Source organism: Allobosea sp. NPDC055594, assembly GCF_053618995.1.
The window spans coordinates 439793-456973 of the sequence record NZ_JBSHIO010000002.1 but is presented as its reverse complement, the minus strand read 5'-3'; the positions used below and the strand labels follow the sequence as shown (position 1 = coordinate 456973).

15 protein-coding genes are annotated in these 17181 nt (G+C 66.1%); 4 read left to right on the top strand and 11 right to left on the bottom strand.

Going from position 1 to position 17181, the window contains the following annotated elements:
- Positions 1 to 6 precede the first annotated feature (6 nt).
- The 5 genes from nudC to ACWGRX_RS06095 form a co-directional block, all read right to left on the bottom strand.
- Entirely contained in the window at positions 7 to 975 is a 969-nt protein-coding gene (nudC, locus tag ACWGRX_RS06115; RefSeq protein WP_291644610.1) for an NAD(+) diphosphatase, read from the bottom strand.
- A gap of 87 nt (positions 976 to 1062) precedes the next feature.
- Complete coding sequence (mmsB, locus tag ACWGRX_RS06110) at positions 1063 to 1950, bottom strand: 3-hydroxyisobutyrate dehydrogenase (protein ID WP_452116804.1); 888 nt, start codon at positions 1948 to 1950, stop codon at positions 1063 to 1065.
- A gap of 133 nt (positions 1951 to 2083) precedes the next feature.
- Positions 2084 to 3238, bottom strand: coding sequence for an isobutyryl-CoA dehydrogenase (locus tag ACWGRX_RS06105; protein WP_452116803.1), 1155 nt, complete (start codon positions 3236 to 3238; stop codon positions 2084 to 2086).
- Entirely contained in the window at positions 3235 to 3444 is a 210-nt protein-coding gene (locus tag ACWGRX_RS06100) for a hypothetical protein (RefSeq protein WP_452116802.1), read from the bottom strand. The genes ACWGRX_RS06105 and ACWGRX_RS06100 overlap by 4 nt, the downstream gene beginning before the upstream one ends.
- Positions 3445 to 3475: 31 nt before the next feature.
- A complete protein-coding gene (locus ACWGRX_RS06095) occupies positions 3476 to 4972 on the bottom strand; it encodes a CoA-acylating methylmalonate-semialdehyde dehydrogenase (protein WP_452116801.1) in 1497 nt (498 codons plus the stop codon).
- A gap of 123 nt (positions 4973 to 5095) precedes the next feature.
- On the opposite strand from ACWGRX_RS06095, the gene ACWGRX_RS06090 reads away from it, so the two are divergent.
- A complete protein-coding gene (locus ACWGRX_RS06090) occupies positions 5096 to 6022 on the top strand; it encodes a LysR family transcriptional regulator (RefSeq protein WP_452116800.1) in 927 nt (308 codons plus the stop codon).
- A gap of 27 nt (positions 6023 to 6049) precedes the next feature.
- On the opposite strand, the gene ACWGRX_RS06085 is transcribed toward ACWGRX_RS06090, so the two are convergent.
- The 6 genes from ACWGRX_RS06085 to ACWGRX_RS06060 all read right to left on the bottom strand — a co-directional run bounded on the left by ACWGRX_RS06085 (position 6050) and on the right by ACWGRX_RS06060 (position 13622).
- The gene (locus ACWGRX_RS06085) at positions 6050 to 6778 is read right to left on the bottom strand and encodes a hypothetical protein (protein ID WP_452116799.1); all 729 of its coding nucleotides are present in this window, start codon (positions 6776 to 6778) and stop codon (positions 6050 to 6052) included.
- Between the two features lie 190 nt (positions 6779 to 6968).
- Positions 6969 to 8084 (bottom strand): linear amide C-N hydrolase, encoded by a 1116-nt coding sequence (locus tag ACWGRX_RS06080; RefSeq protein WP_452116798.1) that lies wholly within the window; start codon positions 8082 to 8084, stop codon positions 6969 to 6971.
- 211 nt (positions 8085 to 8295) lie between these two features.
- On the bottom strand, positions 8296 to 9603 hold the full coding sequence (locus ACWGRX_RS06075) for a GGDEF domain-containing response regulator (protein ID WP_291635228.1): 1308 nt from the start codon (positions 9601 to 9603) through the stop codon (positions 8296 to 8298).
- A gap of 306 nt (positions 9604 to 9909) precedes the next feature.
- On the bottom strand, positions 9910 to 10596 hold the full coding sequence (locus tag ACWGRX_RS06070; RefSeq protein WP_291635230.1) for a metallophosphoesterase family protein: 687 nt from the start codon (positions 10594 to 10596) through the stop codon (positions 9910 to 9912).
- A gap of 247 nt (positions 10597 to 10843) precedes the next feature.
- Positions 10844 to 12550, bottom strand: a complete 1707-nt coding sequence (locus ACWGRX_RS06065; RefSeq protein ID WP_452116797.1) for an ABC transporter permease — start codon at positions 12548 to 12550, stop codon at positions 10844 to 10846.
- Positions 12551 to 12641: 91 nt separating this feature from the next.
- A complete protein-coding gene (locus ACWGRX_RS06060; RefSeq protein ID WP_291644628.1) occupies positions 12642 to 13622 on the bottom strand; it encodes an ABC transporter substrate-binding protein in 981 nt (326 codons plus the stop codon).
- 324 nt (positions 13623 to 13946) lie between these two features.
- Here ACWGRX_RS06060 and ACWGRX_RS06055 point away from each other — a divergent pair, with 324 nt between their 5' ends.
- From ACWGRX_RS06055 to ACWGRX_RS06045, 3 genes are all read left to right on the top strand, one after another.
- Positions 13947 to 15320, top strand: a complete 1374-nt coding sequence (locus ACWGRX_RS06055) for an ABC transporter substrate-binding protein (RefSeq protein ID WP_291645252.1) — start codon at positions 13947 to 13949, stop codon at positions 15318 to 15320.
- 101 nt (positions 15321 to 15421) lie between these two features.
- Positions 15422 to 16309, top strand: a complete 888-nt coding sequence (locus ACWGRX_RS06050) for a carbohydrate ABC transporter permease (protein ID WP_291635238.1) — start codon at positions 15422 to 15424, stop codon at positions 16307 to 16309.
- Positions 16309 to 17145 carry a carbohydrate ABC transporter permease gene (locus tag ACWGRX_RS06045; RefSeq protein WP_291635240.1) on the top strand — a complete coding sequence of 279 codons (837 nt, stop codon included), beginning with the start codon at positions 16309 to 16311 and terminating at the stop codon, positions 17143 to 17145. Before ACWGRX_RS06050 ends, ACWGRX_RS06045 begins: the two co-directional genes overlap by 1 nt.
- Positions 17146 to 17181 lie beyond the last annotated feature (36 nt).

Here is a 17181-nt window from a genome sequence, read left to right as displayed (position 1 = left end):
TCGCCGTCAGGCGCTGGATGTCGGCATCTCGCCGTCGATGGCCCAGGCCTTGAGGATCGTGCTGGCGATCGCGATGTGCTGCGGGCAGCTCAGCCCGTCCGGATGCCGCCCGTCGATCATCAGCAGCGCCTCCTCACGGCTGAACCAGCGCCCGTCCTCGAGCTCGGTGCCGTCGAGCACGATGTCGTCGTTCAGCGCCTCGGCGATGCAGCCGATCATCAGCGAGCTCGGGAAGGGCCAGGGCTGCGAGGCGATGTAGCGCACCGCCCCAGTGCGCAGGCCCGCCTCTTCCCAGGTCTCGCGGCGCACCGCGTCCTCGAGCGTCTCGCCGGGCTCGAGGAAGCCGGCGATGCAGGAGTACATCTTCGGCGCGAAACGCGCCTGGCGGGCGAGCAGGCATTTGTCGCCGCGCACGGCCAGCATGATCACGACCGGGTCGGTGCGCGGAAAATGCAGCGCGCCGCATTGCGCGCATTCGCGCCGCCAGCCGCCGCTGACCATCAGCGCCGGGCCGCCGCAATTGGCGCAGAAGCGGTGCCGGGCATGCCAGTCGAGGATCGCCTTGGCTTCGCCGAGCGGCCCGACCTCCTCGGCCGGAACGAGGCGCTTCAGCGCGACGCTGCGCAGATCGCTGACCACCAGGTCCTCGCGCTCGCGCAGCGGGTCGGTGAGCTGGCGCTCGATCAGCCGCCCGAAGCAGGCCTGGCCTTCCGGATGGATGCCGAGAAAGACCTCGTCGAGCGCTTTGCCGACGCCGTCCGCCTGCGCCTCGTCGAACCAGATCGTCAGGTCTTCCGGTCCGATTCGCCGCAGGATCGGCGTCTCGCCCGCGACGATGGCATGGCGCGTGCCCGGGCTGGCGCGATAGCGCGCGACCGCATCGGGCTGGTCGCGCTGGTCGCCGCGTCGGTCGAGCGGATTGGTGGCGAAGCCGGTGAGGGCGGAGCGTTCGCGGGGGCGGAAGGCGTCGTTCATGACACCTGTCCTAGCGCGCTTTCGAATCTTCCGGAACGGCCGAAAGCGAAGAATTCGTATGCGCGCAAATGATCCCCCGGCGCGCCCTTACTTCCCCTCGCGGCCGCGCAGCAGATGGATGATGCCGGAGAAGTCGGTGCCGCCTTCGCCCCAGGCATTGTGGAGGGCGTAGAGCTGCGCCGCAGCAGCGCCCAGCGGCGTCGAGGCGCCCGCCGCCTGGGCCGCCTCCTGCGACAGCTTCAGGTCCTTCAGCATCAGCGCGGAGGCGAAGCCCGGCTTGTATTCGTTGTTGGCCGGCGAGGTCGGCACCGGGCCGGGCACCGGGCAATAGGTGGTCAGCGACCAGCACTGACCGGACGAGGTCGAGGCGACGTCGAACAGCGCCTGATGCGAGAGGCCGAGCTTCTCGGCCAGCACGAAGGCCTCCGAGACGCCGATCATCGAGATGCCGAGGATCATGTTGTTGCAGATCTTCGCCGCCTGGCCGTTGCCGGCATCGCCGCAATGCACGACGCGCCGACCCATGGCCGAGAGGATCGGCTCGCCCTTGGCGAAAGCCTCGTCGCTGCCGCCGACCATGAAGGTCAGGGTTGCGCCCTTGGCGCCGCCGACGCCGCCCGAGACCGGCGCGTCGAGCGAGAGGCAGCCGCGCTCGGCGGCGCGCGCATGCGCCTTGCGGGCGCTCTCGACGTCGATGGTCGAGGAATCGATCACCAGCGTCCCCGGTGCCACGGCGGTCAGGATGTCGGCCCAGACGCCGAGCACATGCCTGCCGGCGGGCAGCATGGTGACGACGACCTCCGCCCCTGCCACCGCATCCTTGGCAGAGGCGGCGATGCCGACTCCGAGCTCGGCGGCTGCGTCCTTGGAGGCCTGCGACAGGTCGAAAGCTTTGACCGTGTGCCCCGCCTTGACGAGGTTGCCGGCCATCGGGCCGCCCATATTGCCGAGGCCGATGAAGGCGATCGTGGTCATGGTCATTCTCTCCCTGCCTGTATTTCGGGTCGTCATCCCGGCCGCAGCGAAGCGGAGAGCCGAGATCCATGCCTGAGCCGTTCCGGAATGGATCTCGGGTCGGACTATGTCCGCCTGGGATGCCCCGGGTTTGCTAGTTCCCCTTGGCCCGTCCGACCAGCGAACGCGCCACGATCATCCGCATCACCTCATTGGTCCCCTCGAGAATCTGGTGGACCCTGAGGTCGCGCACGATCTTCTCGATGCCGTAATCGGCGAGATAGCCGTAGCCGCCATGGATCTGCAGCGCCTGGTTGGCGACCTCGAAGCCGGTATCGGTCGCGACGCGCTTGGCCATGGCGCAGAGCCTGGTCGCATCCGGCGCCTTATCGTCGAGCGCCGCGGCGGCCCGCCAGAGAAAGGTTCGGGCCGCCTCGAGCTCGGTCGCCATGTCGGCGAGCTTGAACTGCAGCGCCTGGAAGTCGGCGATGCGGGCGCCGAAGGCCTTGCGCTCCTGGGCATAGGCGAGCGCCCTGTCGAGCGCGCCCTGCGCCCCGCCGATCGAGCAGGCGCCGATATTGAGCCGCCCGCCATCGAGGCCGGCCATGGCGATCTTGAAGCCGATGCCTTCCGGACCGATCCGGTTGGCCACTGGCACGCGGCAGTTCTCGAAGATCACGGCGCGCGTCGGCTGGGCGTTCCAGCCCATCTTCTTCTCATTGGCGCCGAAGGAGAGGCCGGGCGTGTCCTTCTCGACGACGATCGTCGAGATGCCGGAGGCGCCGGCCTCACCGGTGCGCACCATCACGACATAGATGTCGGAGACGCCGGCGCCGGAGATGAACTGTTTCTGGCCGTCGAGGACGTAATGGTCGCCGTCGCGCACCGCCTTGGTCTTCAGCGCCGCGGCGTCCGAGCCGGCGCCGGGCTCGGTCAGGCAATAGCTCGCCAGATGCTCCATGCTGCAAAGCTTCGGCAGGTACTTCTGCCGCTGCTCGTCCGAGCCATAGCGGTCGATCATCCAGGCGCACATGTTGTGGATCGAGATATAGGCCGCGACCGTCGGGCAGCCCGTCGAGAGCGCCTCGAAGATCAGCGCCGCGTCGAGACGCGACAGGCCGGAGCCGCCGACATCGTCGCGAATATAGATGCCGCCCATGCCGAGCGCGGCAGCGGCACGCATCTCCTCGACCGGAAAATGCTTCTCCTCGTCCCAGCGCACGGCATGGGGGGCGAGCGTCTCGGCGGCGAAGGAGGCCGCCATGTCGCGGATCGCGATCTGGTCTTCGGTGAGGGAGAAGGCGGTCATGGCTCGTCATCCAAAATGATGACATAAGCGCCGGCGAAGTCCTCACGAGGGAGAGCTGCGCCGCGCGCGATTATGTCGAGGATGTAGTCGCTCACGCCTCTGCCCATGAGCTCGGCACGCCGGCGGAAATCCGCGATCAGCGCATCGTCGATATCAGGGATGAGGATATCGTTCGGGCCGAGCTCGATTTCGCTGAGTTTCGGCATGGCGACATCCCCTCCCTTTTGGGCGACCGTACTACCCCATGGTCGGGATGACGAAGCTGGCGCCGTCCTTGATGCCGGAAGGCCAGCGCGCCGTTACCGTCTTGGTCTTGGTGTAGAAGCGGATCGAGTCCGGGCCATGCTGGTTGAGGTCGCCGAAGGCGGAGCGCTTCCAGCCGCCGAAGGTGTAGTAGGCGAGCGGAACCGGGATCGGCACGTTGATGCCGACCATGCCGACCTGGACCTTCGAGGCGAAGTCGCGAGCGGCGTCGCCATCGCGGGTGTAGATCGCGGTGCCGTTGCCGTATTCGTGATCGTTAGTGAGCTTCAGCGCTTCGTCATAGCTCTCGGCGCGCAGCACGGAGAGGACGGGGCCGAAAATCTCCTCCTTGTAGATCCGCATGTCCTTGGTGACGCCATCGAACAGGCAGCCGCCGACATAGAAGCCGTTCTCGTAGCCCTGCATCTTGAAGTTGCGCCCGTCGACGAGGAGCTTGGCGCCTTCCTTCACGCCGATGTCGACATAGGACTTGATCTTCTCCATCGCAGCCTTGGTGACGACCGGGCCGTAATCGGCCGAGGTGTCGGTCGAGGGGCCGATCTTCAGGCTTTCCACGCGGGGGATCAGCCGCTTCACCAGCTCGTCGGCGGTCGCCTTGCCGACCGGGACGGCGACCGAGATCGCCATGCAGCGCTCGCCGGCCGAGCCGTAGCCGGCACCGATCAGCGCATCGACCGCCTGGTCCATGTCGGCGTCGGGCATGATGATCATGTGGTTCTTGGCGCCGCCGAAGCACTGCACGCGCTTACCATTGGCACAGCCACGCGAGTAGATGTACTCGGCGATCGGCGTCGAGCCGACGAAGCCGACGGCCTTGATGTCATGGTCGTCGAGGATGGCGTCGACCGCTTCCTTGTCGCCGTTGACGACGTTGAGGATGCCGGGAGGGCCGCCAGCCTCGACGAAGAGCTCGGCAAGGCGCATCGGCACGCCGGGATCGCGCTCGGACGGCTTCAGGATAAAGGCGTTGCCGCAGGCGATGGCGGGGCCGAGCTTCCAGAGCGGGATCATCGCCGGGAAGTTGAACGGGGTGATGCCGGCGACGACGCCCAGCGGCTGGCGCAGCGAATAGATGTCGATACCGGGGCCGGCGCCGTCGGTGAACTCGCCCTTCATCAGACCGGGAACGCCGAGCGAATATTCGACGACCTCGACGCCGCGCTGGATGTCGCCCTTGGCGTCGGGGATCGTCTTGCCGTGCTCGCGGGCGAGCAGCTCGGCGAGCTCGTCATTGTTCTGCGCGATCAGGTCGATGAACTTCATCAGCACGCGGGCGCGGCGCTGCGGGTTGACCGCCGCCCATTTCGGCTGCGCCTCCAGCGCGTTCTCGACCGCGGCGCGCAGCTCCTTCTGCGAGGCGAGGGCGACCTGGCCGATCACCGAGCCATCCATCGGCTGATAGATGTCGGCCGTGCGGCCAGAAGTTCCCGCGACATGCTTGCCGCCGATGAAGTGCCCGACCTGACGCATGGCGTCCTCCCGATTGTGCTGCGAAAATTCTGCTTGCGCTTACCCCTACCATTATCGTTTGCGCACGACTATAGGGAGATTAAGTCGCCTGTCGTGCACAAAAGCAGATATGGAGGGAGCGTCATGGAACGGTTCGACTGGGATGATCTGCGCTTCTTCCTCGCCGTCGCCCGCTCCGGCCGCCTGACGGCCGCCGCCCGACGGCTCGGTGCCGATCACGCCACCGTCTCGCGCCGCATCACCTCGCTGGAGGAAGCGCTCAAGGCCAAGCTGTTCGAGCGCCGGCCTCAGGGCTACGCGCTGACCGGCCATGGCGAGCAGTTGCTGGCCAAGGCCGAGAGCATGGAGACCGAGGCGCTCGCCATCCAGAGCGAGATCGGCGGTGCCGACATGGCGCTGTCCGGCACGGTCCGGATCGGCGCGCCCGACGGCTTCGGCGCCTCCTTCCTGGCGCCGCGCCTGTCGTCGCTGGCCAAGGCCTATCCGGGGCTGGAACTCCAGCTGATCGCCATGCCGCGGCTGCTCTCGCTGTCGAAGCGCGAAGCCGATGTCGCGATCACGCTGGCGCCGCCCAAGGAGGGCAAGGTCGTGGCGCGCAAGCTCTGCGACTACCGGCTCGGCCTCTACGCCTCCCGCGACTATCTCGACTCGATGCCGCCGATCACGGCGCCCGAGGATCTCTTCGCCCATCGCATCATCGGCTATATCGACGATCTGATCTTCACGCCCGAGCTCGACTATCTCGACGAGGTCGCCAAAGGCCTGCGGGCTCAGATCCAGAGCTCGAGCGTGCTCGCCCAGATGAACGCTGTCGCAGCGGGGGCGGGCATCGGCGTCATCCACCATTTCATGGTGCCGTCCGAGCCGCGCCTCGTGCCGGTTCTTCCCGAAACCGTCTCGATCACGCGCTCCTTCTGGCTGCTCGTCCATGCCGATCTGAAGGAGGTCGCCCGCGTCAGGGCGATCGTCGACTTCATCGTGCGGGAGGCGAAGGCCTCGCGCAGCCTGCTGATGGGGGAGGCGAAGCCGGAGCAGCAGCCGGCGGCGTAGTCGCCGGCTCGTCGGGGTGAGCTTCCGTCAGAACTGCATGGAGGCGCCGAGCGCCGGCCCGTGCTGCGTCACGTTCCACAGGAAGCCGCCTTCACGATAGTCCTGATACAGCGCCCGGTAGCCGGCGCGCAGCATGGTCGGCCGGCCGAACAGGGTGGTGCGGTAGCCGAGATAAGCCTGCGCGTTGTAGGTGATCCGCGAGCCGACGCCGAAGCCGCCGATATCGGCCTCGGCTGTCAGGTTCCAGCGCTCGTCGAGATCGAGTGTCGCGCGTGCGCCGACATAGGGATCGAGCCAGCTTTCGCTTTCCGACAGGCCGAAGCCGGCGACCCGGATGCTGCCGGTCAGACGCGTCCAGCGGACGCCGACGAGCGGATCGAGCGCGAACACCCGCGGTGCTCCGTGAAGCGTGCTGCCGCCCAGCGGGCTTTCGAGGATGCGGTAGAAGGCGCCTGCCGCCAATACGGTCATCCTCGAGCCGATGCCGATATCGAGCCGCCGAAAATTGTCCTGGCTCTCGATGTCGGCATATTGGCCGTTCACATAGAAGCCGAGCTTGCCGCGCTGGATCTCGACGGCTCCCATGAAGCCGAATTTGAGGTCCTTGACGGTGTCGCGGAAGGGTATGTCGACCGCGCGCTTGTGGCCGAGCACCGCGGCGTCGCCGTTGAGACTGGTCGCCCAGAGATAGGGCGAGACCGTGATCGTCCACTCCGGCGCGGCCGCCGCCGGCGCCGTTATCGTCGGTGAGGTCATGTCCGCAGCGCCGACCGCCGAGGCGGAGGGAAGCCAGGAGACGAGGCTGAGCGAGGCTGCTCCGAAGAGCCGTCCGAAGCGGCTGTGCAAGCGCGCTGATGCCATGATGTCGAGGCCCCCCGGCCAAAATAGCTTCTGGTGCGGCGGGCGGTCTGCACCGCTCCGCTGCAGGATTAAACGCCTGCCCCGTTCAGCGCTTCGGGAACGCCAGGGCGGGAGCGGCCATGCCCGGCTTGAGCTCGGCGCTGACGATGGCGTTGGCGTCGAGGTCGAAGCTCTTGAAGTCGATCGCGCGCAGGACCGGATCGGTGTAGGTCTTAACATAGAAGACGCGGTTGGTCAGATCCGCCACCGTTGACCATTGCGTGTATTCCAGCGGCTCCCCGCCTGCCTTGATCCAGCCCTTGGGGATGTCGAAATTGTTGACGATATGCTCGGCGAGTCGAACGCTCTCGATGCCGCTAGGCTTGCGTTCGACGGAGAGCGTGTAGCCGAGTGCGCGCAGGAAACGGGAAGGCGGGGTGGGGTCGCCGGGGATGCCGAGCATGCCCGAGCCCTCTCCGAGTGGCGAAAAGCTCTGCGAGCCGATCTTCAGGGGCGGCGCGTTGTGGGGCGAGAGCTTCACATAGTTGCGCAGATTGGTCAGGTGCCAGTCGAAGGGCGGCGAATTGGTCATCACGCCCAGCGGATTGTCATAGAGCTTGAGCTTCCCGTCGATCGGCTCGATCACCAGCGAGGCGCCCGAGGCATCGTGCAGCGTGTAGTGCACCGGTGGCACCATCTTCATCTGCTGCTGCTCGACGCCGATCACCGCCATGCCTTCCAGCGCGGCCTTGACCTCGGCGATGGTGGCGAAGTTCGTCAGCGCCCAGGTCAGCACATCCCAGGGCGCGAGCGACTTCGCCGGGTCGGACTTGCCCGCATCGGCATAGCCGGCAAAGCCTGGAAAGTAGAGGATTCCGCCGACGAGCCCCTTCTCGTTCATGCCGTCGACCAGCGCGGTGACGCCAAGCGCGTTCAGGCCGACGGCGGCATATTTGCTGGTCCAGCTGGCGGCCGGCTTGCCGTCAGCGCCGCTGCTGGCGAGCTTGTAATTTCGCGGGATCATCATGGCACGCGATTCGAGCTCGAAGCCGAACTCCATGGTCCGGCCATAGACGGCGCCATTATCCGAGGTCGGAATCAGGAAGCTCGTGCAGGCCGATGCGGCCTGGGAGGTGAGCATGCTGGCCGCGAGCAAGAGAGTGCCGAGGGAACGCAGCCGCTGTGCTGGTGACCGCGCCGATCTGACAGAATCTTCGATCATGGACAGCATCCCCCGAATCGTAAGCTGAGCGGAAGGTGGCATGCCGCCGCTTGCCCCGGAAGCGACGGGCGACGATGTCGGCATGCCGTCAGCGCAAGGCAGGCGCTTTCCCGGGGCTGTGGGATGAGCTTGCGAAGGGAAGGGCGGATGCTAGCCCCAGACCGGCCTGCTCCTGCCGCATGCCTCGACGGCGAGCCGCAGAAGCGAGGCGTCAGGCGGCCTGCACGCAGACCCGGTTGCGGCCTTCGCGCTTGGCGGCGTAGAGCGCGCGGTCGGCGGCAACAAGCGCCTGGTCGAAGCTGACATTCTCATCGATCTCGGCGACGCCGATCGAGGCGGTGAGGGCGACCTGATGCTCGCCGAGCGTCACCGTTTCATGGGAGACGTCGAGCCGGACATGGTCGGCCCGGCGCATCGCGGCCTTGGCGTCGAGGCCGGGAAACAGGATGGCGAATTCCTCGCCGCCAATCCGGGCGAGGAGGCTGTTGCTCCCCTCGATCGACTGCGAAAGACAGCGCGCCACGCCGGCCAGGGCGCGGTCGCCGAGGTCATGGCCGTGGCTGTCGTTCAGCTGCTTGAAGTCGTCGATGTCGAGGATGGCGACCGCACTTTTCTGCCAGCGCGCGCGCGCTTCGGCGATCAGGGCCGGCGCATGCTCGAAGAAATGGCGGCGGTTGAACAGGCCGGTCAGGGCGTCGCGTGAGGCGAGATTACGCAGTTGCTCGATCTGCTCCTGCGTCTCGGCATTGCTCGCGATCCGGCACTGCAGCTCTTCGGGCACGAAGGGCATCGAGATGAAGTCATGGGCACCGGCCTTCAGGAAGCCGACGGAGACCATGCGGTCGTTGGACGAGGAGACGCCGATCACGCGCAGGCCGCTGGCGGAGAAGCGGCGCCGGATATGGCGGGTCAACGCATACCCGTCCATGCCAGGCATGTTGTAGTCGGTGACGACGAGGCGGACATCGGGGTTGGCTTCCAGATACGCAAGCGCCTCGGCGCCGGAGCTGGCCTCGACGACGTCGTATTGCTGCACGGTCAGCATCCGGGCGAGCAGGCCGCGGGTCGCCTTGACGTCGTCGACGACCAGGATCCGGGTTCGCCGGTTGGCCAGTGCCCGCCTGACGGCGCGGACCACCGTCTCGAGGGCGAACTCGCTGTCCTTCGGGACATAGTCGATGACGTCGCGCTCCATGATGCGGTTGCGCGTCTCGAAATCGAAGCTGCCGGTGTGGACGATGGTCGGAATGCCGCGCTGGACCGTGAAGTCGATCGCCTCTCCGCGCGGTGCGTCCGGCAGGTTCAGGTCGACCACCGCCAGGGTGAAGGCGGTGCTGTTCTCGGTGACGACCTCGTGCAGCTCGTTCAGCGAGCGGCAGGCGATCAGCTCCAGCCCGATCTCGTCCCTGAGGCGGCGGCAGAGCGCCATCGAATAGGTCTTGGAATCCTCGACCACGAGAATCTTGCGATCTTCGGCGATGGGCTCCTGCGGGAGGCGGTCGGAGGCGCGGTAGGCCATTGGTCTCAAGCGTCCTTGATCGGTGCGGCCTGATGGCGCGGCGGGCCTCGATCTCTATCTTTTCTCAGGACACGCCAACTCCATCGCGGGCCAGCATCAGGTGGTTGCGTTAATTTCCGCTAAACTATCGGCCCCGCAACGCTGCCGGCAGCGGGGGAAGGCAGACCCAAAGTTCTACGCCTGGCGGCTACAGATCTGTTCGAGCATGGCTGCTCGGCTCGCGAAAAGGCAGGATGCGAATATTGCGCTGGCCCGCCGGGGCTCTCGATTGCGGGCGTTCTGCCGATCGGGCGCTGACCGGCGCGCCTATTTGACCGCGCCGGTCCGAAGGATCATGGCGAGTTCGTCTTCGACGGCTGGCGGAAACGCCAGCCTCTTGAGCTTCTCCACCGACTGCTCGACCGGGTATGCGAACGAGCGCAAGCTGAACTCGCCATCCTCCCAAACGGCGTAGCTGGCTTCCGGGGAGCCGGCCCGTGGCTGTCCGATACTACCGGGGTTCAGCACGGTCTTCGAGCCGAAGCGGCCGAGGAACGGCACATGGCTGTGGCCGACAAGCAGGACGTCGGCTTCCACGGCTTCCAGTTCTCGGGGCCAGTCCTCCGCAGCGCATTTGCCGTAGTGAGGATCGGACGGCGTTCCATGCGTCAGCTGGAAGCGCACCCCCTCCCGCTCGGCATGAGCATGGACCGGCAGATCGCGCAGATAGGCCTTTTGCTCTTCGGTGAGTGCGGCAGCCGTATGCCGACGGCTGATCTCGGACATCGTCCGATAGCGGGCGCTCCACCGACTGTCGTCGTCGTGCCCCACGGCGTGATCGTGGTTGCCCTGGACGATCAATGACGCCCGCGCGACGAGATCCTCGACAACCTCGCGCGGCTGCGGCCCGTAGTTCACGAGATCACCGAGCACCCATAGCTCGTCAAAGCTCTCGGGCAACGCGCGTAGAGCATCCAGGTTGCCGTGAATGTCGGAAATGATGACGAGCTTCATAAGACGGCCTTCGCATTCGGGATCTCACAGACCTGAATCGGTCGCCTGCCGCCCCAATCAGTAATTGCATTGCCTCACGCGAGCAGATTGAACAACGTCCCCGCCGTGATTCCGCGATCTGCCGGATACATCGAGTTCGATCGGCCCGGATCGCACAGACCCTGGTCCGGAAGGCGCGATTTCGGGTTTTCCTGAACAAGACGCCGGATCTGGCATCAGCCGGGCCGCGGCAATGCTGGAGCGTTGCTCAGATCCGCCAGGGTAGGACTTGCGACGGCAGGCGCCGTCCGGCGAGATCGAGCCCGAGCATCGCCAGGAGGATCACGGCCGAGGCGCTGATCGCAATGGCGGCGGCCTCACCGGCGAGACCCGCCTCCTTCAGGCTGAACAGCACGACGCCGAGTGTCTCCGTGCCGGACGACCAGAGCAGCGCCGAGACGGTGAGCTCGTTGAAGGCGACGAGGAAGACCATCAGCGCGCTCACCGTCGCGGCCGGTGCCAGGATCGGCGCGACGATGAAGCGCAGCATCTGCCAGGCGCTCACGCCGTCGAGTTTGGCCGCCTCCTCGTGATGGGCCTCGATCTGCGCCATCGCCGCGACCGGCGCCTTCAGCGCCAGCGGCAGGAAGCGGGCGAGATAGGCGAACAGGATGATGAAGGGCGTGGCGTAGAGGCTGAAGCCGACCAGGGGCAAAGGTCTCAGGAACAGCAGGATGCAGGCGATGGCGAGCACCACGCCGGGCAGCGCATAGGGCAGCTCGATCACCAGCTCGACGGCTCGCCTGAACCGACCGAGCCGCCGCTCGAGCGTATAGGCGAAGGCGATCGAGAGCAGCGCCAGCAGGAGCGCGGCCGTCCCGGCGAACAGGAAGGAGTTGCGGAAGGCGCGCACCGTCACATCCTGCCGCAGCAGCACCTCGGCGAATTTGTCGAAGGTCAGGCTCTGCCAGGATAGCGCGACACCGAGCGCCGGCGTCAGCGCCTCGCCGAGCAGGGCGAGCAGCGGCAGGCCGAGCTTGAGTGCGAGCAGCAGCCAGAGGCCGCCGGCGACGAAGGGGCGGGCACGGCCGAGCTGCCAGAAGGGCTGCAGCGGCCGCTCGATCTCGACCTTCCCGCCGCCCTGACGCATCGCCAGCATGCCGGCGAGGATGCCGAGCCCGGCGAGCAGCGCGACCAGGAGCGAGAGCGCTGCCGCATCCGGCAGGCCCTCCGGCCCGAAGCTAGACAGTCGGCGATAGATCAGTGTCGGCAGGGTGAGATAGTTGACCGGCAGGCCGAGCAGGGCCGGAATCCCGAAGTTCCCGATGCCGGCGACGAAGGCGAGCAGGGCGGCGGCGACGATCTGTGGCCGTAGGACCGGAATGAGGATCCGCGTCGCGATCACCCGCGAAGAGGCGCCTTCCATCTGGGCGGCCTCGACCAGCGAATGCGGCACGCTGCGCAGCCCGGTCCAGAGCGTGATCGCGACCAGCGGCGCATGGTGGAGCGCCATGACCAGGATGATGCCGCCGCGGCCGAGCAGCGGGTTCGGCGTGCCGGGCGAAGGCGACAGGCCGATGAGGGCCAGGAGCGGCGAATGCGGCGCGAGCAGGCTCAGGAAGGCGAGCGCCGCCACCTGCGGCGCGATCATCATCGAGAAGACCAGCCCGAAGGCGAGCGGGCGCTTGCCGCGCAGATCGGTGACGGCGAGCAGCAGGGCGAAGCCGCCGCCGACCAGCAGCGCGCCGAACGCCGAGAAGGCCGCCGTCTCGAGGCTGTGCAGGGTCGCATTGACCGCGGCGCGGCCGCCGATCACTTCCAGCACGGCGCCCGGCGCGAACTGGCCGCCGGGGGCGAAGGCCGCGAAGGCGAGGCGCAGGAAGGGCAGGGCGCCGAGCAGCATGGCGACCAGCGTGATCGCGGCGGGCAGGCCGAGCCCGGCCGGGAGTCGTAACCTCGGCCGGGTGAGACGCAAACGGCTCTGCCGCAGCCGGGGCCGCGGCAGAGCGGATGAAGGGGCGGCGAGCGTCATGCGCGCGCGCCCCGGCCCGTTACGCGGCAGGGCTTCACTCGAAGATCGCGCTGAACCGCTTGCGGGCGGCCGGCTCCTCGGCGAGCGCCTTGGCGGCGTCGAAGGGCATGAGCTTGATCGCATCGCGGGCGGGATAGCCGGCCGGGAGGGCAATCTGCGGATGGGCGGCGACATAGCCCTGCTTCAGTGCGAGTTCCTGCCCCTCCTTCGAGATCAGGAAGTCGACGAAGGCCTTGGCGGCGTCCGGGTTCTTGCTGGCCTTCAGGATCGCGACCGGCTCGCTCACCGCCGAGACGCCCTCCTTCGGGAAGACGAAGGCGACCGGGGCGCCCTTGGCCTTCTCGCGGATCGGCATGAAGTCGACGATCATGCCGTAGAGCTTCTCGCCGGTGGCGACCTGCCGCAGAATGTCGCCATTGGCGCCTGCCGCGAGCGCGCCGTTCTTCTGCAGGTTCTCGTAGAAGCCCCAGCCGCCGGGCAGGTTGCCGGTCAGGGTGATGGTGTGGATCATCGCCGCGCCCGAATTCAGCGGGCTCGGCATCGCCAGCAGGTTCTTCGCCTCCGGCTTGGCGAGATCGAGCCAGCTCTCCGGCTTCATCGTCGCCTTGGTGTTGTAGACGATGCCGGTGGTGATCAGCTTGGTGGCGAACCAGAACTTGGCGGGGTCGTGCATGCCGGCCGGATAGGCGGCGGTGTCGGCCTTGTCATGGGCGAGCAGCCGGCCCTCCTTCTTGAGGCCTTCCATCGTCACCGCATCGGCGATCAGCAGCAGGTCGGCCTGCGGCGCTCCGGCTTCGAACTCGGCCCGGAGCTTGGCCATGACCCGCGGCGTTCCGTCGCGCACGAAGCTGATCTCGACCTTGGGGTACTTGGCCTTGAAGGCGTCGATCGTCTGCTGCGCATCGGTGTTGGGCTGGCTGGTATAGAGCACGAGCTTGCCCTCGACGGCGCCTGCCTGCGTGGCGGGAAGGGCGAGGCCGAGCGCGAGCGCGGCGGCGAGTGCGAATGAGCGCATGGAAGTCTCCGTGGCCTTGGGAGGGAGGACCTGAGGGTGGAAGGCTTGCGTCCGCACTCCGCCTTGCGGTGTCCGAGCCTTCTTGGCCTGCCGGTTAAGCCGCTTAGACGACACATCTGTGACAATGCCGCGAGCGCCCGGGGAAGAACGGCGGGAAAGCGGCGCTGGCGAGCCGTCACGGCGGCTTCCACCTTGTCGGAAACGCGCGAATTTCACTCATCTGGACGGCTTGTTTATCGGGGGGCTTTTCGACTAGGCTCCGGCCGAAGGCGCTCATAATCGCCTAATCTAAACGTTTTAAATGGGAGGTTTCCGATGAGAACGATGCGTAATCTGGTGAGTGGAGCCGCTCTGGCCGCGCTCGCCGTCGGCTGGTCCGGAGCCGCCCTCTCGCAGGAGACGGTGACGGTCTGGTTCACCAAGGGTTTCTACAAGGGCGAGGACGACGCGCTGCTCGCCGTCGTCGACAAGTTCCAGAAGGCGACGGGCGTCAAGGTCGACCTCTCGCTCTACGCGACCGAGGATTGCGTGACCAAGTCGGTCGGCGCGGTCCAGGCCGGCACGCCGCCGGATGTCGGCTTCTGCACGACCTATGATTTCCGCACCACTGGCCAGTGGGCCTTCGAAGGCAAGCTCGAGGACGTCACCGACGTCATCGAGCCGATGAAGAAGGAATTCCAGCCGCAGGCGCTCGCCACCACCTTCCTGATGAACGGCAAGACCAACAAGAAGGCCTATTACGCCTTCCCGGTCGAGCAGCAGATGATGCACATCACCTATTGGAAGGACATGCTCGAGGAGTTCGGGTTCAAGGAAAGCGATATTCCGAAGACCTGGAACGGCTATTGGGACTTCTGGTGCGACAAGGTCCAGGGCGCGGCGCGTGCCAAGGGCAAGCGGATCTATGGCATCGGCCACCCGCTCGGCGTCGCCGCTTCCGACACCTTCTATTCCTTCCTGACCTTCGCCAACGCCTATGGCGCGCAGGTCGTCGACGAGAGCGGCAAGATCGTTCTGGACGAGCCGAAGAACCGGGCCGCGATGATCGAGGCGGTGAAGTCCTATGCCAACATCATGCAGCGCGGCTGCACGCCGCCCTCCTCGGTGAATTGGCTCGACCCGGACAACAACGTCGCCTTCCATAACCGCACGACGATCGCGACCCATAACGCGACGATCTCGATCGCCGGCAAGCATATGGACGACATGAACAATCCGGCGCTGACCCAGGAACAGCGCGACGCGGCCAAGAAGAACTATTACGACAATATCCGCACCGCCGAGTTCCCCAAGAAGCCCGACGGCAGCAACATGACCAACCTCGCGGCGGTCAAGACCGCGGTGGTCTTCGCCGATGGCAAGAACAAGAAGCGCGGCAAGGAGTTCATGGCCTTCCTGATGAAGGACGAGAATCTGCGTCCCTTCGTCGAGGGCTCGGCCGGGCGCTGGGTCTCGACCACGCTCGCCGGCATCGAGGCGCCGTTCTGGTCGGATGGCAAGGACCCGCATCGCGCGGTGGTCTACAAGCAGTACAAGGACGGCACCGTGCCGTTCCAGTTCGTCTACAACTACAAGTTCACGGCGGTGAATGCCGAGAACGTCTGGGCCAAGGCCGTCAACCGCGTGCTGGTCGACAAGGTCTCGCCCGAACAGGCCACCGACGAGATGATCGCGCGCATCAAGCAGATCGCCGGCTGAAGACTGGCCTCGCTGCCTGACAGACAAGGCATCCCGCGGCGATCAGGGCCGCGGGATGCCGACGCGTCTCAAACGGCCGGAGCGCAGAGGGAGACAAGAAGATGACCGCCGCAACGATGGCAACCTCCAGCCCGGCTTCGGCCGACGCGACCTCGGGACAGGCGCGCGACCGCGTCTTCTGGGGCGTGCTCATGCTCGCCCCCTATATCCTCGTCTTCGCCGTGATGGTGGCCTACCCGGTCGCCTACGGCCTGTGGATCGGCCTGAATTTCGAATCCTACAAGGCGCTGTTCGCCGATCCGATCTTCCTGCGGACGGTGGTCAACACCATCATCTTCCTGTTCGTGGCGGTGAACCTGAAGTTCCTGATCGCGCTGTTCCTGTCGGGCTTCTTCGTCCAGCAGCGCGCCTGGGTCCGCTTCATGCTGGTGCTCTTCATCCTGCCCTGGGCGGTGCCCTCGATTCCGACCATCCTGTCTTTCCGGGTGATGCTGAATCCCGAGAACGGCATGATCAACCAGCAGCTTTTCCAGTGGTTCGGCATCATGGAGGGGCCGGGCTGGCTGACCGATCCGACGCTAGCCTTCGCCTCGTCGATCCTCGTCCATATCTGGAAGTCGCTGCCGTTCTGGACGCTGATCCTGGTCACCGGCCGGCTCGCCATCGCGCAGGATCTCTACGAGGCCGCCAGTGTCGACGGCGCCAACAAATGGCAGCAGTTTCGCTTCATCACCTGGCCGTCGCTGGCGACGCTCTACGTCACCTCGACGCTGCTCTCGATGATCTGGACGCTGGGGGATTTCAACAGCGTCTACCTGCTCACCGGTGGCGGGCCCGGCGACCTCAACCACGTCCTGGCGACGCTCGGCATCCGCTATATGCGCAACAATAATCTCGACCTCGGCATCGCCTCGATCATCGTCGCCATGCCGCTGATCCTGCCCATGGTCTGGTTCATGGTGAAGCGTCTCTCGAAGGGAGCCGAATGATGAAAAGGCTCCTCGACGAGGGCAAGCTGATCCTGATCGCGATTCCCGTGCTGATCTGGACGCTGCTGCCGATCTACCATCTCTTCGTACTGTCGATCTCCAACCAGGAATCGATGCTGGCCGGCAAGCTCTGGCCCGACCAGCCGACGCTGCAGAACTTCCAGATCGTCTTCAAGCAGCAGCACTACTACCTGACCAATTTCTGGCTGCAGCTGTTCAACAGCTTCCTGATCGCGATCACGACCGGATTGCTCACGCTGTTCATCGCGACCTGCGCCGCCTTCGCGATCTCGCGGCTGAAGGCGCCGGGCGGCCGCTCGATCATGAATTTCGCGCTCGCGACCTATCTGATCCCGGCCGCCTTCCTCGCCATCCCGATGTACAAGGCGATGGGGACCTTCGGTCTGCTGAACACGCGCACGGCCCTGATCCTCGCCATGGTGGCGCTGGCTTCGCCCTATGCGATCTGGGTGCTGAAGCAGGCTTCCGACAAGCTGCCGAAGGAACTCGACGAAGCCGCGATCATGGACGGCGCGACCTCGCTCCAGCTCTTCCGCATGGTCTACCTGCCGCTGATGAAGCCCTCCATGGTGGTGATCGGCATCTATGCGCTGCTGCTCGCCTGGAACGAGTATCTCTACGCCTTCCTGCTGCTTTCCAGCGAGAAGGAGTTGCCGCTCGCCGTCGGCCTCGGCCTGTTCCTCTCGGCCGACGACGCGCCCTGGAATCTCCTGATGACGGCCGGCCTGATCTACGCCATCCCACCGGCGGTGATCTATTACGGCTTCCGCAACAACATGGTCTCTGGGTTGACCGCCGGGGCGGTGAAGAGCTGAGCCTTGTCCGCTCAGTGCGGGCCGACGAGACCTGCG